Source organism: Streptomyces sp. NPDC018610 (assembly GCF_044391765.1).
In the GTDB taxonomy this organism is placed as follows: Bacteria; Actinomycetota; Actinomycetes; order Streptomycetales; family Streptomycetaceae; genus Streptomyces.
In genome coordinates this window covers 419795-439167 of record NZ_JBISAL010000004.1, presented here as the reverse complement: position 1 = coordinate 439167, position 19373 = coordinate 419795, and the positions used below count along the sequence as shown (strand labels likewise).

Genomic DNA, 19373 nt, shown 5'->3' with positions numbered 1-19373 from the left:
GTCAGACACCACGAGTACCCGCTGCCGGACGGCACGCACGGCCTGGCAAGACTCGAATGCCCGCGCCAGACACGTGTCCCAAGGGCGCCGAGGTCGTCTTCGACGAGATCGGTCCCGCTCCGCCGGACTCCCCGACATGTCCGGGCCACCAGCAGACCCAGGCGGCGCCCACGGCGCGGCGGACGGGCGCCCGTGGCCTGGGCGACACCTTCGGCGCAGGCGTGCAACGAGCACGGGGCCCTGATACCGGACGCGGCCGACCCTTCGGTCGTCGCCGGACAGGTCGCCCGAATCCGCGGCCTGGACGGCGCCCGGATCGGGGTCTGGATCGGCATCCGGCCTGAGACGGTCGCGCGGTCGGCACTGCCCGCGCCTGGACTCGAGACGCACGTCACCGCCCGCGATCCCGCCCGGCAGGGCGCCTTGCACCGGGCGCTGGCGGAGTTGGCGGACATCGACCCGCTGATCGCCGTCCGCCCGGACCGGGGTGCGGCGCGCATCAGCGTCTACGGTGAAGTGCAGCGGCAGGTCCTCGCCCAGACGCTGGCGGCCGAGTACGGCATCGACGCCGATTTCGGCGAGGCCGCCGTTCTGTGTGTGGAAAGGCCGTGGGGCCCGGCGACCGTGGTGCTGCGTATGGGCCAGCCCGGACACCTGCACAACGTCACCCTCGGCGTCCGTGTCGAGCCTGCCCCGCCCGGCAGCGGCGTCCACCTCGTTGTCGCAGCGGAACGCTCCGGCCTGCCGTTGCACGTCTACTCCACCATCGGCGGATTCCGCGCGGCGATGCTGGACTACCTCGCCGAACCTCTCGCGTCGGGCCCGTACGGCTGGCCGGTGACCGACCTGCGGATCATGGTGACCAAGAGCGCCTACGCTCCGGCCGGCCCGCGCGCCGTGGACGTACGGCACACGGTCGCGGACGTGGTGCGGGAGGCCATCGGGCAGGCGGGTCCCACGGTCTGCGAACCCGTCGACCGCTTCACCGTCGAGGGGCCCGCGCACACCCTGTCCGCCGTCCTTGGCCTGCTGGTCCGCCACGGCGCGGTACCTGACGCCCCCCCGCTCCGACGACCGGGTCGCCGTGGTGACCGGCACGATGCGGACCGGCGCGATCAGCACTCTGCGTGCAGCCCTGCACGGTGCGCCGCACGGTCTGGGCGTGCTGGAGTCCCACCTCGCCCATCACGCGCCGGCTCGGCCGTCGTGCAGGAGCGTGGGTCGGTAATGGGCGTGGTCGGTCGTCGGGCGGTGCTGTTTCCTGCCGTGGGCATGGTGGTGATCTGTGTCTGCCGGTACGCACGGTGGGTGCCCTGGCCGCTGCGGGGGCCGCCAGCAGGATCTCCTGAACTGACCGTGACGATGACGCTCAGGACGCGATGTCCGATTCTCGCCGGCGTCCTTTCCGTCGGATCGTCACCATGGGCTGATGACCGCTGAAAACACGATGAATTCGGGCCCGATCGCGGTATCGGCGACCGGGCCGCGCACAGGCGTGCGCGCACGAGGCGACGCCTTGGCCGTACTGCGGGAGTTCTACGCGGCCGAAGCGGCCTACATTGCCGCCGGAGGTATGGGCAAGGCCAGTTTCGACGGACTCGCTGGGTGTCTCGATCCTGAGGTGGTGATGTACCAGGCACCTGGGTTGCCCTACGGGGGCACTTGGCGCGGGCCGCGCGGCATCGAGGAGTTCATGGCCGCGATGAGCGAGGCGTGGCAGTCGTTGGAATTCTTGGAGCAGCGATTCGTGGTCGATGGAGACGTCGTCGTTGTACTGAACCGGGGCCGCCTGCAGGCCCGCGCCACCGGTCGGATCCTGGACACCTCGGTCATGCAACTGATCACTGTCAAAGACGGACTCATCACCGAGATACACCCGTTCTACTGGGACACCATCGCGGTAGCCGAAGCCTTGCACCCACGGTAGGCGCTCCCAGTAGCAGGTAATCCGCCTGTGTCTCGAAATCTTTCGTGGGTGTGTCGTCCGTAGGATAAGCGGGGCAGTACGGGGTACAACGAGTGCGGCTCCTGTTGCCAGGGGCCGGAGCGGGCCCGGACGGCCGGGCTGCTCCCGGGTATGAACGAAGGATCGACAGTATGGCCAGCGGCACCGTGAAGTGGTTCAACTCCGAGAAGGGTTTCGGCTTCATCGCACAGGACGGCGGGGGTCCGGACGTCTTCGCGCACTACTCCGAGATTCAGGGCAGCGGGTACCGCGAGCTGACGGAGGGCGAGCACGTCACCTTCGACATCGGACAGGGCCAGAAGGGGCCGCAGGCCCAGAACATCGTCCGGGGCTGACCGGGCGGAGCAGGACGCCGAGGCGGTTGCCGGCCCGGCAGCCGCCTCGCGCCGCCGTACCCCGCCCGGGCGGGCGCGGACCGCTGGGTGAGAGTGGCGCCTGCGGCTCGCCCGCTGGGTAGCCAGGCCGGCCGGTGTCTCGACGAAGGCACGGTCACCGACGAACCGTACGGTGGGCGGGAACCAGCGGTGCACACTCGCGTCCCCGCGCCCTACGCTCCACCGCCGCCGCCGTCTCGCATGGCGCAAAGGGGCCAGCCAGGCCGTAAGGACGGGTCGCGGCTTCTTCAGCCACCCGGGTACGGAGGCATCCGGCGGGGCCTGAGAACGCGCGGCGGCCGGCTCACAGGGATAGCTCCTGCTCGACCCAGATGGTCTTGCCCGCCTGTCCGTACCCGCTCCCCCACCGGCGGCTGAGCTGAGCCACCAGGAACAGCCCTCGGCCTCCTTCGTCGCTGGGCGGGCGCGGCACATGCGAGGCTGGGTGTTGCTGGGATCGGTGACCTCGCAGACGAGGGCCTCGTCGCGGATCAGTCGCAGGCCCACGGGACCGCCCGCGTATCGCACGGCGTTGGTGACGAGCTCGCTGACGATCAGTTCGGTCACGAAGGCATTGCCCCCAAGACCCCATTCGGCGAGCTTGCCCGTCGCCGCCTCTCTCGCCGAGGCCACCGCCCGGGGGTCGGCCGGGAATGCCCAGTCGGCGACGGAGTCCGCCTCCAGTGCGGAGGTGCGCGCGACCAGGACGGCCGCGTCGTCGCGCCGAGGACGCGCTCCGCAGCCGGTCATGAGCGCCTGGGCGATTGCGGCGGCGTCGTCACCGGAGGATCTGAGCCGAGCCAGCCGGTCCGCCAGTTCACGGGTGGAGCCGTCGATGTCGGTGCCGTAGCGCTGGAGCAGGCCGTCGGTGTAGAGGGCGAGGGCGCTGTCCGGCGGAACGTCGACGGTTGTCGCTTCGAACGGCAGGCCGCCCACACACCGAGGGGAGGCCCCGGCCGCACGGTCATCGGAGCGACTCGGCCGTTCGGCAGGGCCAGCAGTGGCGGCGGATGTCCCGCCGCCGCCATCGTGCAGCGTCCGGCCACGGGATCGTGCACGACCCCCAAGCAGGTCGCGCCGACCATGTCACGCTGGGCGGGGCTCCTCGTCACCGCCTCCCGGTGGGCCGGTAAACCCATCATGTCCCGGCACCGGCACCCCCGCCTTCCCGGCGGGGACGGCACGCCGCGTCGAGGCCGGTACCCCTGACCGGGCAGGGGCCGCCGCTCGCCATGAGACCTCGCACCGCGAAACTCCAAGATCCTCGACGAAGTCAAGACGGGAGCCTGTGAACGATCCCCCTGCGAGTCGCGGCGTCCGGTGCGCCCGCCTCTCGGGCGGACGGCCGATTGTTCACCGGCTCTGAGCTGAACCGCTGGCGGAGTGGTTTCGCCGTACGCCGGAGCCCGCGTTCTGCCAGCGGCAGAACACCGGCCCGGCCAGGCTCGACGATCACTACAGTCCGGGTTCATGACGACGGTTGCAACGCGCACGATCGAATACACGGCCGACGGCCTGACGATGATCGGGCACCTCGCGCTCCCGGCTGGTGCCGACCGCCGGCCCGCGGTCCTGGTCGGGCCCGAGGGGATGGGCCTCAGCGACGTCGAGCGACACCGGGCCGACGCGCTCGCCGAATTGGGATACGTGGCCCTGGCCTTCGATCTCCACGGCGGACGCTACTTGGGCGACCCTGAGGAGATGCTGGCCCGTTGCATGCCGCTGCTCGCCGACCCCGACCGGATGCGGGACATCGGCCACGCGGCGCTCAACGTGCTCCGCGCCGAGCCGCGGACCGACCCCTACCGGATCGCGGCCGTCGGCTACGGCACCGGAGGCGCGATCGGGCTGGAACTCGGGCGCGACGGCGTCGACCTGCGTGCGATCGCGACGGTCAACGGACTGATCACGGGCCGGCCGGGCGAGGCAGCGCGCATTCACTGCCCGGTGTGGGCCGGGGTCGGGTCGGAAGACCCGATCATGCCGCCCGCGCAACGGGAGGCATTCACCACCGAGATGCAGGCTGCGGGCGTTGACTGGCGTCTCGTGGTCTACGGCGGCGCCTTGCACGCCTTCCATCACCCACCGGTCGACCACATCGTGCTCCCAGGCGTCGGCTACCACCCGCAGCACGCGCGGCGTGCTTGGCGGGATGTCCTCGACCTGCTCGCCGAGTGCCTGTCCATGACGGAGTGATCCGGTCGGCAACCACGATCCCGGACCGCGAACCGAGCCGGTCGACCGGGGCTCTTCGCCGTGCCCGGCGGACCGGCCGTTCTGCCATGTCCACAGCCGCGCGAAGACGTCTCGCAGTTCATTCCGGGCCGGCCGTACTCTTTCGCAGCCGTGCTGGAGCCGGGCGCCGCTGCCTGGGCCGCGGTCCCGGACCCAGCCCGGCTCGAACCAGCGGACGACGCGATCGCGATCACCGCAGCCCGGCTCCTAGGAGTGGTCGAACGGCTCGTCGCAGCGGTTCGACGGCGGGCCGGGGACCCGGCCATCGTCATCGTCAGCGATCCGGGTACGACGTCACCCGCCTGGCCTGGGGCCTGCGCGACCTGCCGGTCGAGCTGGTCGGCCGGATCCGCTCCGATCCCGTGCTGCGTCCGCCGAAGCCACCACGGATGCACGGGGTCGATGATCGCCCCCTCAATCACGGCCGGCAGCTCCGCTTCTCCAAGCCGGAGACCTGGCCCGCCCGCGATCACCACCGTCACGGACACCGCCGACTACGGCAAGGCCGAGACCCAGGCGTGGGCCCGGGTCCACCCAAGGCTCACCCACCGCTGCTCCTGGCACGAGGTCGTGGTCGTGTCCACGGATGCCGGAGCGCTCTGGGAGTCAGAGCCGACCCGCTCTGCCCCCACCCTCGGGCTTCAGACGGCGAAGCAACGAGGGAGAAGGCCCAGATCTTAAGTCAAGCTCTAAGAAAACTCGGTTCACCTTCTTGACGCTTGCATGACTCCCGGGCATGGTTCCGGAGAGCGCTCTCCCGATCCGACTCTTCCCCCCAGTCCTCGCCTCCAGGAAACGACTTCCGTGTACGCCGCCGACGTGATCACCACCTCGACCGCCATGTCGGCCGCCGTCTCCTCCCTCCTTTCCCGCACCCGGGCTTCTGCCGCCCCCGGCACCACCCGGGCCACGACTCCCCTCCGGACCGGAAGCCTGCCCCGCACCCCGGTCCGGAGGGGCCACGCCGCAAGGACCCGACCCATCAGGAGCACCTGTGTCCAGACCACCGTCAACGACCATCCCCGCCCCACGCCGTGCCGGCGTGTCCCTCGCCGTCGGCGCCCTGCTCGCCTCGTCGCTCACCGTCGCCCTCGCCCCGAGCGCCCACGCGGCCGACGCCCTGCTGTCGCAGGGCAAGACCGCGACCGCCTCCTCGCAGGAAGGGGACGGCTACTCGGCCGCCCTGGCGGTGGACGGGAACCTGACCGGGACCCGGTGGGCCAGCCAGTGGAGCGACCAGCAGTGGTTCCAGGTCGACCTGGGCCAGAAGTCGGACCTCAGCCGCGTCGTCCTGACCTGGGAGTCGGCCTACGGCAAGGACTACGAGATCCAGGCCTCCGACGACGGCTCCGACTGGCACACCCTCAAGACGGTGACCGGCGGCGACGGCGGCACCGACGACCTCACCGTGTCCGGAACCGGCCGCTACGTCCGCATGCAGGGCCTGGCACGCTCCGGCGGTTACGGCTACTCGCTGTGGGAGTTCCAGGTCTACGGCACTCCCGGCGGCGGCACCACCCCGCCGCCCACCACGGGCGGCGCCGTCAAGGTCGAGGGCACCCAGGGCAATTGGCGCCTGACCGTGGGCGGACAGCCGTACACCGTCAAGGGAGTCACCTGGGGGCCGGCCGTCACCGACGGCCCCAAGTACCTGCCGGACGTGAAGGCGATGGGCGCCAACACGATCCGCACCTGGGGCACCGACGCCTCCAGCAAGGCGCTCCTGGACTCCGCGGCGGCCAACGGCATCCGCGTGATCAACGGCTTCTGGCTCCAGCCGGGCGGCGGTCCGGGCGCGGGCGGCTGTGTCGACTACGTGACCGACACGGCGTACAAGAACAACTCGCTGACCGAGTTCGCCAAGTGGGTGGAGGCCTACAAGAGCCATCCGGCGACGCTGATGTGGAACGTCGGCAACGAGTCGGTGCTCGGCCTGCAGAACTGCTACAGCGGCAGCGCGTTGGAGGCGCAGCGCAACGCGTACACCAGCTTCGTCAACGACGTCGCCAAGAAGATCCACAGCATCGACCCCGACCACCCGGTCACCTCCACCGACGCGTGGACCGGCGCCTGGCCGTACTACAAGCGCAACGCGCCCGACCTCGACCTGTACGCGATGAACTCGTACAGCAACGTGTGCAAGGTCCGCCAGGACTGGATCGACGGCGGCTACACCAAGCCGTACATCATCACCGAGACCGGTCCGGCCGGCGAGTGGGAGGTGCCGAACGACGCCAACGGCATCCCGGACGAGCCGACCGACGTGCAGAAGGCGGACGGTTACACCAAGGCGTGGAACTGTGTGACGGGTCATCAGGGTGTGGCCCTGGGCGCCACTCTCTTCCACTACGGCACCGAACACGACTTCGGCGGCGTCTGGTTCAACCTGGTGCCCGACGGGCTGAAGCGGCTGTCGTACTACGCGGTGAAGAAGGCCTACACCGGGTCGACGGCCGGTGACGACACTCCCCCGGTGATCAGCGACATGGCCGTCGATCCGGCCTCCTCCGCCCCGGCCGGCGGCGAGTTCACCGTGCGCGCCGACGTCCGCGACCCCGACGGCGACCCGATCACCTACAAGGTGTTCCTCAGCGGCAACTACGCCAGTGGCGACAAGGGGCTCGTCGAGGCGAAGTGGCGCCGGACCGGGAACGGGACGTTCGCCGTCACCGCGCCGCAGAAGCTCGGTGTGTGGAAGGTCTACATCCAGGCCGAGGACGGGCACGGCAACGCCGGCATCGAGACCAAGTCCGTCAAGGTCGTCGCCCCGCCGGTCAGCGGCACCGACCTGGCGCTGAACCGCCCGGCGACCGCCTCCTCCTCCCAGCAGTCCTACGGCGACTGCCCCTGCACCCCGCAACTGGCCGTGGACGGCAACACCACCACCCGCTGGGCCAGCGACTGGAGCGACCCCCAGTGGTTCCAGGTGGACCTCGGCTCGTCCAAGGCCCTGCGCAGGCTCCAGCTGGTCTGGGACCCCGCCTACGCCAAGTCCTACGAGGTCCAGGTCTCCGACGACGGCACTACCTGGCGCTCGGTGTACTCCACCACGTCCGGCGACGGCGACGTGGACACCCTCGACGTCTCGGCCACCGGCCGCTACGTCCGCCTGCACCTGACGGCCCGCGGCACCGGCTGGGGCTACTCCCTCCACGAGCTGGGGATCTACAGCTGACCGCTGTGCCCCGCACGATCGCACCACCCGCGTCACACGTGTGCGCGGCACCTCTTCCCACCCCACGGGCAGGAGAATCCCATGAGATCGAGTCCCAGACGGCTCCCCGCACTCCTCCTCGGCACCGCCCTCCTCGCGAGCGTCCTCGGCGTCGGCACCATCGCCTCCGCCGCCACCGACACCGGCGGTGACACACCCGCCGCGGCGAGCGCCGTCCACACCGGGCACGCGATGGCCGTGTCCACCCAGGCGTCCGCCGACGACCCGGACGGCGACGGCTACATCCCCGCCGTCCCGCAGGTCACCGGGGTGACCCCGTCCACGGCCACCCCGCCCGCACGCTACTTCCACGAGTTCCAGGCCAACTGCTCGGTCACGCACACCGCCCCGGACGACCCGATCGTCTTCCCGGGCCAGCCGGGCAAGTCCCACGACCACACGTTCATGGGCAACACCTCCACCAACGCGAACAGCACCACCGCCTCCCTCGCCGGCGGCGCCACCACCTGCAAGGCGCCCGCCGACGCCTCGGCGTACTGGATGCCCTCGCTGTACAAGGGCGACCAGAAGATCCTGCCCGTCGGTCCGCAGACCATCTACTACAAGGCCGGCGTCACCGACTACACCAGCGTGCGGCCGTTCCCCAGGGGCCTGCGGTTCGTGGTGGGCAACCCGATGCAGAGCGCCGACGACTTCCGCCACCTCAAGGGCTTCGTCGAGGGCTGGGAGTGCGGTGACAGCTACTTCAACATCGACTTCCCGGCGAGCTGTCCCGACCGGGCCGACGTCCAGCTCAACATCCGTTTCCAGGCGCCCAGTTGCTGGGACGGCAAGTACCTCGACACCCCCGACCACCAGAGCCACATGGCCTACCCGGTCGTCAAGCCCGGCACCAACGACAACATCTGCCCCGCCGACCACCCGGTGGCCGTGCCGATGATCGAGTTCAAGATGGCGTTCCCGGTCAACGGCGACATGTCCCAGGTACGCCTGGCCAGCGGCCGCGGCTACTCCTTCCACTACGACTTCTTCAACGCCTGGGAGGACCGCACGCTCAAGGCGATGGTCGACCACTGCATCGTGGGCGGCCTGCAGTGCGACGCCCGCGGCTACGACCAGACGCACCCCGAGGCGGGCGCGGCTCTGAACGCGGACTACCGGCTGCCCTGACCGCCGGCTCGTTCCGCACGGCCCGGCCGGTCCCGCGCGCCTCGCGCGGCCCGGCCGGGCCCTCGGCCGTCCCCCGCCGCGGGGGACGGCCTTCACCGGCACACCATGGGGTGGGGATGAACGACGACACCGACGGCGGCATCGACGACGAGATGACCGACCGGCTGATCGACAAGCTGAGCCCGGAGCGCAAGACACGGCTGCTCACCGGCGCGACCACCTGGCGCACGGCGGCGGAGCCGGACATCGGGCTGGGGCAGCTGGTCCTGTCCGACGGCCCGGCCGGCGTGCGCGGGGAGAGCTGGGACGAACGGCGCACCTCCGCGCTGCTGCCCTCGGCCTCGGCTCTCGGCGCGCTGTGGGACGACGAACTACTGGAACGGCTCGGCGGACTGCTCGCCGCCGAGGCCGCCCGCAAGGGAGTGGACGTCGTCCTCGCGCCCACCCTCAATCTGCACCGCAGCCCGCTGGGCGGCCGGCACTTCGAGTGCTTCTCGGAGGACCCGGAACTGACCGGGCGCACCGGTGCCGCCCTGATCCGGGGCATCCAGGCGCACGGGATCGCGGCCACGGCCAAGCACTTCGTCGCCAACGACTCGGAGACCGACCGGCTCACGGTCGACGTCCGGGTCGCCGAGCGGGTTCTGCGCGAGGTGTATCTCGCCCCGTTCGAGGCGGCCGTCGAGGCCGGGGTGTGGCTCGTGATGGCCGCCTACAACAGCGTCAACGGCACCACCATGACCGCCAGCGGCCTGCTCGGGGACGTCCTCAAGGGCGAGTGGGGTTTCGACGGGGTCGCCGTCTCCGACTGGGCCGCCCTGCGGACGGCCGAGGAGCCGGCCCGCGCCGCGCTGGACCTCGCGATGCCCGGCCCGCACAGCCCGTGGGCCGAGTCCCTGGCCGACGCGGTCGCCGACGGGCGAGTGCCGCAGGAGGCCGTGGACGACAAGGTCCGGCGCCTGCTCCGCCTCGCCGACCGCGTCGGCGCCCTCGGTCCCCGCTCACCCCGCCCCTCCCCCGCGGTCTCCGTGCGCCACACCCGCGCGCTGCTGCGCCGTGCCGTCGCGGCCGGTTCCGTACTGGTCCGCAACAGCGGCGACGCGCTGCCGCTGAACCCGGCCGCGCTGTCGACGGTCGCCGTGATCGGAGCGCACGCGGCGACGCCCCGCGTCCAGGGCGGCGGCAGCGCCGGGGTCCACCCGTCGGGCGTGGTCACCCCGTTGGACGGCATCCGCACCCGGCTGCGCGGACGGGCCCGGGTGCTGCACGCACCCGGCCCCTCCCTCGGCCTCCCCCCGGCGCCCCTGGACGCCGACCGGTGCACGGACCCGAGAACGGGCACACCCGGGCTGCTGGTGCGGCTGCTGGACGAGCACGGTCGTGAACTGCACTCCGAACACCGCCTTTCCGGACGCCAGTTGGAACCCACTCTCGTCCCCGGCGCCCACACCGTGGAGATCAGTGCGGTGCTGCGGCCGAAGAACGGCGGCCTATGGACCTTCGGCGTCGGCGGGTTCGGCCGGATGACGATCGCCCTGGACGGACAGGTGCTGCTGGACGACGACTTCCCGTGCCGCACCGACGACCCGGCGGTCGTACACGTCACCCCGCCCCTGCACACCGTCAAGGCCGCCCTCGCCCCGAAACGGCCCGTGCTCCTCATGGCCCGGCGCGAACTGGCGGCCGGCACCGGCCGGGCCACGATCCTGGCCGCGGCACCTCCCGAGGATGACCCTGACGTGGCGCTGGCCGCCGCGGTCGACGCCGCCCGGCGGTCGGACGCGGCGGTGGTGTTCGTCGGCACCACCGAGCACAGCGAGACCGAGGGGTACGACCGCACCGGTCTGTCCCTCGGCGGCCGGCAGGACGCCCTCGTGCGCGCGGTGGCCGCGGTCAACCCGCGCACGGTCGTCGTCGTCAACAGCGGCGGCCCCGTCGAACTTCCCTGGCGCGAGGAGGTGGGCGCCGTTCTGCTGGCCTGGTTCCCCGGCCAGGAGGCGGGCGGGGGCATCGCCGACGTCCTCTTCGGCCACGCCGAGCCCGCGGGCCGGCTGCCCACCACCTGGGCGGCCTCCCTGACGGACGCCCCCGTCGCCGAGACCCGCCCGGCCGCCGACGGCACCCTGGAGTACACCGAGGGCCTGCACATCGGCCACCGGGCCTGGCTGCGCGCCGGGCACACCCCCGCGTACTGGTTCGGCCACGGACTCGGTTACACCACCTGGGCCTACGGGACCGTGGACGCACCCGGGCACGTCGCCGCGGGCTCGGGGTTCACGGTCCGGGTCGGGCTGCGCAACACCGGGCGGCGGGCGGGGCGCGAGGTGGTCCAGGTCTATCTGGCGTGCCCCGGTTCGGCCGTGGACCGGCCGGAGCGGTGGTTCGCCGGGTACGCCGCGGTACGCGCCGAGCCCGGCGGGACGGCGATCGCCGAGGTGGCCGTACCGGCCCGTGCCCTGCGGTACTGGTCGGAGGCGGACGGCGGCTGGCGCACGGAGCCCGGGACGTACCGGCTCCTGGTCGGACGCTCGGCGGGCGACACGCGCTGGGAAGGCTCGCTCACGGTCACCACGTGAGGTGAGCGCGGGGCCGGGCGTTGCGGGGGGGGCGCCCGGCCCCACCCGAACCGGTGATCGCGGGACCGGCGGCCGCTGGTGCGGGGCCGGTCCCGTGGGACGCGAGGCCGGTGGCCCGGTCCCGCTGGGCGAGGCACGGCCGCGGCCCCGTCCGCCGGTGGGGTCCGGTGGGCGGGGCCGCGGTGAGTACGAGGTGCGTACGGGTCCGTGCGGGCCGGTCAGGCCGTGGCGGCACCCTGGCGGTGGGCGCTGACGATCTCCGCGTAGCGCCGTCCGCTCGTCTTGACGGTGCGCTTCTGGGTGGCGTAGTCGACGTGGACGAGGCCGAAGCGCTTGTCGTAGCCGTACGCCCACTCGAAGTTGTCCAGCAGCGACCAGGCGAAGTAGCCGGCGAGCGGGGCGCCCTTACGGACGGCGCGGGCGCAGGCCGCGAGGTGCTGTTCCAGGTAGCGGGTCCGGCCGGCATCGTCCACGGCGCCGTCGGGGCCGACGGTGTCGGGGAAGGCGGAGCCGTTCTCGGTGACGTACAGGCGGCGGACGCCGTAGTCGTCGGTGAGCCGCATCAGCAGGCTCTCCAGGCCGTCGGCGTCGACCTGCCAGTCCATGCCGGTGCGCGGCACGTCGGGCAGCCGCACCTCGCGGGCGTACGGGACCGGGCCGGTGGGGTCGTTCTCGACCGTGACGGGGAAGTAGTAGTTCAGTCCGTGCCAGTCCAGCGGGGTGGCGATGGCCTCCGAGTCGCCCGCGCGCTCGGGGAGTTCGACGCCGTACAGCTCGCGCATGTCCGCGGGGAAGCCGCGGCCGTGGACCGGGTCCAGCCACCAGCGGTTGGTGTGGCCGTCCATGCGCGTGGCCGCGGCGATGTCCTCCGGGCGCGTGGAGGCGGCCGCGACGGTGGAGTGGTTGGTGACCAGGCCGACCCGCGCGTCCGGGACCGCGGCGCGGATGGCCTGGGTGGCCAGGCCATGGCCCAGCAGCAGGTGGTAGGAGGCGCGGACGGCGGTGGTCAGGTCGGTCAGGCCGGGCGCCATCCGGCCCTCCAGGTGGCCGATCCAGGCGGAGCAGAGCGGCTCGTTCAGGGTGGCCCACTGGGTGACGCGGTCGCCCAGGCGCTCGGCGACGATCGAGGCGTAGCGGGCCAGGTGCTCGGCGGTGGCGCGTTCGTTCCAGCCGCCGCGGTCCTGGAGCGTCTGCGGGAGGTCCCAGTGGTAGACGGTGACGTTCGGGGTGAGGCCGGCCTCCAGCAGACCGTCGACCAACTTGTCGTAGAAGGCGAGGCCCTTGGCGTTGACGGGACCGTCGCCGTCCGGCACCACCCTGGGCCAGGCGATGGACAGCCGGTAGGCGTCCGTGCCCAGCTCCTTCATGAGGGAGATGTCTTCGGGCCATCGGTGGTAGTGGTCGCAGGCGATGTCGCCGTGGTCGCCATTGTCGATCTTTTCGGGGGTGTGGGAGAAGGTGTCCCAGATGGACGGCGCACGGCCGTCCTCGGCCACGGCGCCTTCGATCTGGTAGGCCGAAGTGGCGGTGCCCCAGGCGAAGTCGTGGGGAAGGGCGGCGAGGTCGATCGAGTCGGACAACAAAGGACCTTTCACGAAGAGGGAAACGCGTTACTTGACCGCGCCGGCGGTGAGTCCGGTGACGAGGTAGCGCTGAAGGAGGAGGAAGCCGGCGACCACGGGGAGGCTGACGACGAGTGAGGCGGCCATGATCTGGTTCCAGTACACGTCGTTGAGCGTGGAGTAGCCCTGCAGGCCCACGGCGAGGGTACGGGTGGCGTCGTTGGTCATCACGGAGGCGAAGAGGACTTCTCCCCAGGCGGTCATGAAGGCGTAGACGGCGACGGCGACGATGCCGGGGACCGCCGCCGGCACGACCACCCGGAACAGCGTGCGAAGCGGGCCGCAGCCGTCGACCATGGCCGCCTCGTCCAGTTCGCGCGGCACCGAGTCGAAGTAGCCGATGAGCATCCAGATGGAGAACGGCAGCGTGAAGGTGAGGTACGTCAGGATGAGGCCGCCGCGGGAGCCGAACAGGGCGATGCCGGTGGCGTTGCCGATGTTGACGTAGAGGAGGAACAGCGGGAGGAGGAAGAGGATGCCGGGGAACATCTGCGTCGACAGGACGGTGACCGTGAAGACACGTTTGCCGCGGAAGGAGTAGCGGCTGACGGCGTACGCCGCGAACACCGCGATCACCACCGAGCCGGCGGTCGCCGCGCCCGCCACGATCAGCGAGTTCACGAAGTACCTGGCAAGCGGCACCGTCGACCAGATGTCGATGTACGGCCGGAAGGTCAGGCCGCTGGGCAGCCAGCGGAACTTGCCCGACACGTCCTGCAACGGCTTCAGCGAGCTGGAGACCATGACGTACACCGGCACCAGGACGAAGCTGGTGAGTGCGGTGAGGAAGAGGCGCCGGGACCACAGGAAGGAGCGAGGCGGGGCCATCGGGGAGCGGGCCGGCCGTGCGCCGCGCACGGTGCTGTCAGACATCGGCCGTCTTCCTTCCTCGGGAGGTCAGCAGCAGATAGACGCCCGTCACCACGAGCAGGAACAGCAGCAGCAGGACGGACATGGCCGAGCCGGTGCCGAAGTTCCAGGTGACGAACGAGGACTGATAGATGTGGATGGACACGAGGTCCGCGGCCTCGGGCGCCGCCTTGCCGAACAGGACGTAAGGGGTGTTGAAGTCGTTGAACGTCCACAGGAAGAGCACCAGGATCAGGACCTGGTTGACCGGGCGCAGGGAGGGCAGGGTGATGCGACGGATCTGCTGCCACATGCCCGCCCCGTCCAGGGCCGCGGCCTCGTACAGCTCCTTGGGGATGTTCTGGAGTCCGGCCATGACGATGAGGAAGGCGAACGGCCAGCCCTTCCACACCGACACGATGAGCAGGGTGTAGAAGCTGTTGTCGCCGATGAGCCAGAAGGAGGGTTTGTCGGTGAGATGGAGCTGGTCGTGCAGGACGTGGTTCACCAGGCCGTTGTCGTGCTGGAACATGAACGCCCAGGTGATCACGGCAGCGTAGACGGGCAGGGCGTAGGGGATGAGGAAGACGGTGCGCAGCAGGCCGCGGCCGCGGAAGGTGTCCTGCATGTAGATCGCGGCGCTGGTGCCGATGGCCCAGCACAGGCCCACCGACAGCAGCGTGAAACCGACCGTCACGAGGAAGGAGTGCAGCAGCGCTTCCCCGACCGGGCCGTTGAAGTCGACCGACAGCTTGTAGTTGTCGATTCCCGACCAGGGCGCGGCGCCCCAGTCGCGGATGTAGAACTGGGTCAGCTCCTTGAAGCTCATCACGATACCGATCACCATCGGCACCAGATGGACGAGGAGTTCGAGGATCAGCGCGGGCAGCAGGAGCAGGTAGGGCAGTCCGATGCGCTTGATCCGCCCGGGGCGGCGCGGGCCACGCGCCGCCCCGGGGGAGTTCTTGTGCACCGGCCGCGTTCCCGTCTCGGGGAGCGTGGTCGTCATGGGGGTGTCCGCGCTCACTTCGTCGGCATCTGCTGCTGGGCCTTGAGCAGCTTGGCCTTCACCGATTCGGTGGTCACCGCTCGGCCGGCCGCCGCTTCGGCGAACAGCTCCTTCACGGCCGTGCCCACGGCCGTCTCGAACTGCGACTCGTCGGCGACCTGCGGCAGCGCCTGCGCGCTGGCGGCCAGGGTCTGGCGGAGCACCGCGGTGCCCTGCGAGTTGAACGCCGGGTCCGACTGGGCCGACTTGACCGGCGGGATGGAGCCGTAGGCCCTGTTGAGGATCTTCTGCTCGTCGTCGCTGGTCATGAACTTCACGAACTTCGTCGCGCCGTCGAGGTTGTGGGTGTTGTCGAAGACGGCCATGTTGATGCCGGCCACCATCGAATTGGTCTGCGCTCCCGTGCCCGGAGTGCCCGACTGCACAGGTGCGGGGGCGGCAGCCCAGTCGGTGTCCTTCATACCGAGCGACTTGAAGGTGGCGGAGGCGGTCTGCCACAGCACCATCGCCGTCTTGCCCTTGGCGAAGTCGCTCAGGGACTGGTTCTGGGAGTACTCGGCGTTGCTGGCCGGGATGACCTTGTCCTTGGCCATCAGGTCGACGTACTGCTTGACCGCCGCGACCGCGCCGTCGTTGGCGAAGTCGGGCTTGCCGTCGGCGCTGAAGAAGTCGGCGCCGTGCTGCTTGGCGAGGACGAACACCTGGTGGATGTTCTCCGAGAGGTTGGACCCTTCGGTTCCGATGGCCTGCTTGCCCTTGGCCTGGATCTTCTTGCCGTCGGCGACCAGCTCGTCCCAGGTGGCGGGCGGCTTGGCGATGCCGGCGTCGGCGAAGATCTTCTTGTTGTAGTAGAGCGCGTACGCCATCGAGTACAGCGGTACGGCGGCCGGGTCCTTGCCCTGGACCCCGGTGGAGCCGAGGGCCGAGTCGACGAAGCGGTCCTTGCCGCCGATCTTGTCGAAGTTCTTCGCGTCCCACGGCAGCAGCGCCCCGGTGGCCTGGAGGGAGGCGCTCCAGGTGTTGCCGATGTTCAGCACGTCGGGGCCCTGACCCGACGTGGTCGCGGTCAGGATCCGGTTCAGCAGGTCGCCCCAGGGCACGACCTCCAGCTTGACCTTGATGCCCGTCTGCTTCTCGAACTTGTCGAGCTCGGGCTGGAGGACCTTCTTGTCGACCTCGATGCTGGCACCCTGGTTGGAGGCCCAGTAAGTGAGCGTCTTCGGCTTGTCGTTGGACCCGCCGCCGGTCGACGAACCGCCACCGCAGGCCGTGGCCGCCAGGGCGAGAGACATGGTGACGGCGCCTACGGCCGCGACTCGGATGCTGCGCATGACTCCTGGTGTCCCTTTCCGGGGTCGAAAGCCGTGGAAGCCTTCGGACGCCGCCGACGCGACGTCCGACTCCTGACCGGCTCCGGCTTAATTTAGGATGTGAGTTAAGACCCATGAGAAGTGCGGCGTCAAGAGGCTCGGCTCCGCGTCCGCCCCACCACGTCGGTGAACCAGGAGGCCAGGTGGCCGAACACAGTGGCCGCACAGTCCATGACCTGCGACGGGAGAGCCGGACGGCCGTTCTGCAACGGTTGTATTTCGACGGGCCCATGAGCCGCTACTCGCTCGTCCCGGCCACCGGACTGAGTTCCGGCTCGGTCAGCAAGGTGGTGACGGAACTGATCACCGACGGTCTGGTGGAGGAGGCCGGCAGCATCGACAGCCGCCGGGGACGCCCGCGCATACTCGTGCGCATCGCGCCCGGCGGTGGTCACCTGATCGGTGTGGATGTCGGCGAGACCCGAGTGCTGGTGGAACTGTTCGACCTGTGCCTGACCGAACTCGCCCGCGCGGAACGCCCGTTGGAACGCCGGAACGGGCGCCCCCACGACGTCGGCGTCATCGTGAGACACATCAACGACAGCATCGCCGAGGTGGTACGGTCATCCGGCGTCGACGGCGACACCCTGCTGGGCGTCGGAATCGGAGTGCCCGGCATCATCGACGGCGGCGCCGAAGGCGGTGTGGTCGTCCACAGTCAGACGATCGGCCGACAGGCCGTGCCTCTGGAGAAACTGCTGCGTGACACCGGTCGGCCGGCCCACCGTGTGCCGTACTTCATCGACAACGGGGCCAAAACCCTGGGCCAGGCCGAGATGTGGTTCGGAGCCGGACGCGGCGCGCGCTCCGCTGTGGTCGTGCTCTTCGGTTCCGGTGTCAGCGCTTGCGTGGTCACCGACGACGTGGAACGCGGCCGGGCCGTCGAATGGGGTCACCTCACCGTGCAGGTCCGCGGGCGGCGCTGCCGCTGCGGCGCGTCCGGCTGCCTGGAGGCATACGCGGGCGCCGACGCGCTCCTCGCCCGCTGGCGCGAGGCGGGCGGCAGGGCCTCGGCAGGCGCCGACGAGGAGAGTGCCCTCGTCGAACTGCTGTCTGGAGCCTATCCGAAGGACGGACGCGCCCCTGATCCCGTGGCGGCGACCGTCCTCGCTGAGACGGCCGAGTACCTGGGTGCGGGGCTTGCCGACCTGATCAACCTCTTCCAGCCGGAACGGATCCTCGTCGGCGGCTGGGCCGGTCTTCGACTTGGTCCGCCGTTTCTCCAGGCGGTGCGCACGCAGGCCCGTGCGCACGCGCTGCGGCACCCTGCCTCGAGCGTGAGCATCGAACTCGGCCGGCTCGGACCCGACGCGGTGACCGTCGGCGCGGCCACCCTGCCACTCGCCGACTTCTTCGCCCATGGCGGGCGCCGTCCGCACCCCACGGACCGGCCGACGCCGCTCCCGCCCTGGCAGGCATCCCTGAGCAGGCGGCTCGCTCACTGATCGGCAAGTCAACCCCGGCGGTCCGCGCCACCGGCATACCGACCACCCCGGCGGCCGCTTGGCCCGTCAGCCGCTTCCCACCCGCCGGGCATACGCGAGACGGCTCGCTGAGGGCTGTTCCGCAATGCCTTGCGGACAACGCTTCGGTCTTCGTACCTGGTTACGCGGTCTCTCTCACCACCAGTTCGGGCGCGAAGACGACGGATGCCGGATCGGCGCGCTGTCGGCGAACATGCTCGTCGAGGAGGCGGGCCATCTCAGCCGCCATGTGCTCGATCGGCTGGCGAACCGTGGTGAGGGCGGGAACCGAGGACCGAGCGATCCCGGCGTCGTCGAAACCGATCACCGCGACGTCCTCGGGAACTCGTCTGCCGCGCTCACGCAGCAGTTGGCAGGCGCCCTGAGCCATGAGGTCGTTGGCCGCGAAGACGGCATCCAGTCCTGGGTGTTCGTCGAGCAACTTCCCCATGGCGGCAATGCCGCTGTCGACCGTGAATCCGCCTTCGGCGACAGGCACATTCGTATGGCCGTCACGAGCCAATGTGTCGCGGAAGCCTGCGAGCCGTTCCCGGCTCGCGTACACGGCGAGCGGTCCGGCGATGGTCGCCGGCCTGCTGCAGCCACGCGCGAGGAGGTGTTCCGCCGCGAGCCGTCCGCCTTCCCGATGGTCCAGGTCCACGTAACTCAGCGGTACCGGACGGCCCGGGCGGGCGAACAGCACAGCGGGCAGCCTCGCGTCGGCCAGCGCTGCGGGCAGGGGGTCATCGGCGTGAGTCGAGACGACGAGCGCACCGTCGGCGCGGCCCTGCCGCAGATAGGCGAGCACTTCCTGCCGGTCCTCGGGCGACTCCGCGAACATCAGCACCGGATGCATGGAGCGTGGACGCAGAAAGCCGACGACTCCGGAGACCACTCGTCCGAAGAACGGGTCCGCGAGTGCCCGGGCGGCAAAGGCCTCCGGGGTGTCCTGCGGAGGGTCCCCCGCGCCGGAGACCACGAGCGCGACCGTCTCGGCGCGCCGGGTCATCAGCGACCGGGCGGCCCGGTTGGGGGCATAGCCGGATCGCTCGATCGCTCGGTGCACCAGTTCCTGAATCGCCGGATCCACGTTGCGGACACCGTTCACCACCCGGGAAACGGTCGCCCGGGACACGCCCGCCTCACGGGCAACGTCTTCCAAGGTCGGGGCCCGATCGCTCATGCCCGCACTCTAACTGCACACCGGAAGCCCCGGGAAGCGCGCTCTCGCCCGGGGACCTGCCCTTACTTCGCTCACCGCTTCGTGCCGTCCCACCGGATCCTGCGTCGCGCGGGACCGGGCCGTCGGTGCCGGCAAGGCGCTGCACCCGGTGCAGCGCCTGCTTCGTGACCTTGGCGGTAGCACTGCGTGAACCGGGTGGTTCCGAGAGCCCAACGAGATGCGTCGAGCAGGGTTCGCACCGGTAGGCCGCCTGCCGTGGGGGGGCCGCGGGGGGCCCCCCCCCCCCCGGCCCCGGCGGGGGGGCCCCCCCCCGGCCGCGGCCGCGACCCCACCGCTACCACACCACCCGGGGGGCGGCACCCACCCAACCGGCGCCGGCCG

The 19373-nt window shown here is 70.8% G+C and carries 14 protein-coding genes and 1 pseudogene; 9 read left to right on the top strand and 6 right to left on the bottom strand.

The genetic code is table 11. The features are described from left to right. Nucleotides 1–444: 444 nt before the first annotated feature. The 3 genes from ACH5A8_RS13820 to ACH5A8_RS13810 all read left to right on the top strand — a co-directional run bounded on the left by ACH5A8_RS13820 (nt 445) and on the right by ACH5A8_RS13810 (nt 2301). Nucleotides 445–1440: a hypothetical protein gene (locus ACH5A8_RS13820; RefSeq protein ID WP_399001372.1), complete on the top strand. Its 996-nt coding sequence runs from the start codon at nt 445–447 to the stop codon at nt 1438–1440. Continuing rightward, entirely contained in the window at nt 1430–1927 is a 498-nt protein-coding gene (locus ACH5A8_RS13815) for a nuclear transport factor 2 family protein (protein ID WP_399001370.1), read from the top strand. The genes ACH5A8_RS13820 and ACH5A8_RS13815 overlap by 11 nt, the downstream gene beginning before the upstream one ends. 170 nt (nt 1928–2097) lie before the next feature. Further along, the gene (locus ACH5A8_RS13810; RefSeq protein ID WP_399001368.1) at nt 2098–2301 is read left to right on the top strand and encodes a cold-shock protein; all 204 of its coding nucleotides are present in this window, start codon (nt 2098–2100) and stop codon (nt 2299–2301) included. Between the two features lie 453 nt (nt 2302–2754). Here the strand turns inward: ACH5A8_RS13810 and ACH5A8_RS13805 are convergent. After that, a pseudogene (locus ACH5A8_RS13805) lies at nt 2755–3368 on the bottom strand (SpoIIE family protein phosphatase); the annotation flags it as partial. 442 nt (nt 3369–3810) lie between these two features. Here ACH5A8_RS13805 and ACH5A8_RS13800 point away from each other — a divergent pair. The 5 genes from ACH5A8_RS13800 (at nt 3811) to ACH5A8_RS13780 (ending at nt 11496) form a co-directional block, all read left to right on the top strand. Then, complete coding sequence (locus ACH5A8_RS13800; protein WP_399001366.1) at nt 3811–4536, top strand: dienelactone hydrolase family protein; 726 nt, start codon at nt 3811–3813, stop codon at nt 4534–4536. 86 nt (nt 4537–4622) lie between these two features. Then, the gene (locus ACH5A8_RS13795; protein ID WP_399001364.1) at nt 4623–5291 is read left to right on the top strand and encodes a transposase; all 669 of its coding nucleotides are present in this window, start codon (nt 4623–4625) and stop codon (nt 5289–5291) included. A gap of 278 nt (nt 5292–5569) precedes the next feature. Then, nucleotides 5570–7750 carry a discoidin domain-containing protein gene (locus ACH5A8_RS13790; RefSeq protein WP_399001362.1) on the top strand — a complete coding sequence of 727 codons (2181 nt, stop codon included), beginning with the start codon at nt 5570–5572 and terminating at the stop codon, nt 7748–7750. An 81-nt stretch (nt 7751–7831) separates the two neighbouring features. After that, complete coding sequence (locus ACH5A8_RS13785; protein WP_399001361.1) at nt 7832–8920, top strand: DUF1996 domain-containing protein; 1089 nt, start codon at nt 7832–7834, stop codon at nt 8918–8920. A 116-nt stretch (nt 8921–9036) separates the two neighbouring features. Beyond that, the gene (locus ACH5A8_RS13780) at nt 9037–11496 is read left to right on the top strand and encodes a beta-glucosidase H (protein WP_399001359.1); all 2460 of its coding nucleotides are present in this window, start codon (nt 9037–9039) and stop codon (nt 11494–11496) included. Nucleotides 11497–11714: 218 nt separating this feature from the next. On the opposite strand, the gene ACH5A8_RS13775 is transcribed toward ACH5A8_RS13780, so the two are convergent. From ACH5A8_RS13775 to ACH5A8_RS13760, 4 genes are read right to left on the bottom strand one after another with little or no spacing between them, the layout of a single operon-like run. Further along, nucleotides 11715–13076, bottom strand: coding sequence for a GH1 family beta-glucosidase (locus ACH5A8_RS13775; RefSeq protein ID WP_399001358.1), 1362 nt, complete (start codon nt 13074–13076; stop codon nt 11715–11717). A gap of 30 nt (nt 13077–13106) precedes the next feature. Then, nucleotides 13107–13991, bottom strand: coding sequence for a carbohydrate ABC transporter permease (locus ACH5A8_RS13770; protein WP_399001356.1), 885 nt, complete (start codon nt 13989–13991; stop codon nt 13107–13109). Next, entirely contained in the window at nt 13984–14976 is a 993-nt protein-coding gene (locus ACH5A8_RS13765; protein WP_399001353.1) for a carbohydrate ABC transporter permease, read from the bottom strand. Before ACH5A8_RS13765 ends, ACH5A8_RS13770 begins: the two co-directional genes overlap by 8 nt. Before the next feature lie 14 nt (nt 14977–14990). Next, nucleotides 14991–16307 carry an ABC transporter substrate-binding protein gene (locus tag ACH5A8_RS13760; RefSeq protein WP_399001351.1) on the bottom strand — a complete coding sequence of 439 codons (1317 nt, stop codon included), beginning with the start codon at nt 16305–16307 and terminating at the stop codon, nt 14991–14993. A 182-nt stretch (nt 16308–16489) separates the two neighbouring features. Here ACH5A8_RS13760 and ACH5A8_RS13755 point away from each other — a divergent pair, with 182 nt between their 5' ends. Beyond that, the gene (locus ACH5A8_RS13755; RefSeq protein ID WP_399001349.1) at nt 16490–17791 is read left to right on the top strand and encodes an ROK family protein; all 1302 of its coding nucleotides are present in this window, start codon (nt 16490–16492) and stop codon (nt 17789–17791) included. Between the two features lie 160 nt (nt 17792–17951). On the opposite strand, the gene ACH5A8_RS13750 is transcribed toward ACH5A8_RS13755, so the two are convergent. Next, nucleotides 17952–18992 carry a LacI family DNA-binding transcriptional regulator gene (locus ACH5A8_RS13750; RefSeq protein ID WP_399001347.1) on the bottom strand — a complete coding sequence of 347 codons (1041 nt, stop codon included), beginning with the start codon at nt 18990–18992 and terminating at the stop codon, nt 17952–17954. Nucleotides 18993–19373 lie beyond the last annotated feature (381 nt).

Bases quoted from the DNA above. Each gene is read 5' to 3' on its own strand.
- ACH5A8_RS13815 (WP_399001370.1), top strand. From the start codon at position 1,430: ATGACCGCTGAAAACACGATGAATTCGGGCCCGATCGCGGTATCGGCG.
- ACH5A8_RS13810 (WP_399001368.1), top strand. From the start codon at position 2,098: ATGGCCAGCGGCACCGTGAAGTGGTTCAACTCCGAGAAGGGTTTCGGC.
- ACH5A8_RS13800 (WP_399001366.1), top strand. From the start codon at position 3,811: ATGACGACGGTTGCAACGCGCACGATCGAATACACGGCCGACGGCCTG.
- ACH5A8_RS13795 (WP_399001364.1), top strand. From the start codon at position 4,623: ATGTCCACAGCCGCGCGAAGACGTCTCGCAGTTCATTCCGGGCCGGCC.
- ACH5A8_RS13785 (WP_399001361.1), top strand. From the start codon at position 7,832: ATGAGATCGAGTCCCAGACGGCTCCCCGCACTCCTCCTCGGCACCGCC.
- ACH5A8_RS13780 (WP_399001359.1), top strand. From the start codon at position 9,037: ATGAACGACGACACCGACGGCGGCATCGACGACGAGATGACCGACCGG.
- ACH5A8_RS13770 (WP_399001356.1), bottom strand. From the start codon at position 13,991: ATGTCTGACAGCACCGTGCGCGGCGCACGGCCGGCCCGCTCCCCGATG.
- ACH5A8_RS13765 (WP_399001353.1), bottom strand. From the start codon at position 14,976: ATGACGACCACGCTCCCCGAGACGGGAACGCGGCCGGTGCACAAGAAC.
- ACH5A8_RS13760 (WP_399001351.1), bottom strand. From the start codon at position 16,307: ATGCGCAGCATCCGAGTCGCGGCCGTAGGCGCCGTCACCATGTCTCTC.
- ACH5A8_RS13750 (WP_399001347.1), bottom strand. From the start codon at position 18,992: ATGAGCGATCGGGCCCCGACCTTGGAAGACGTTGCCCGTGAGGCGGGC.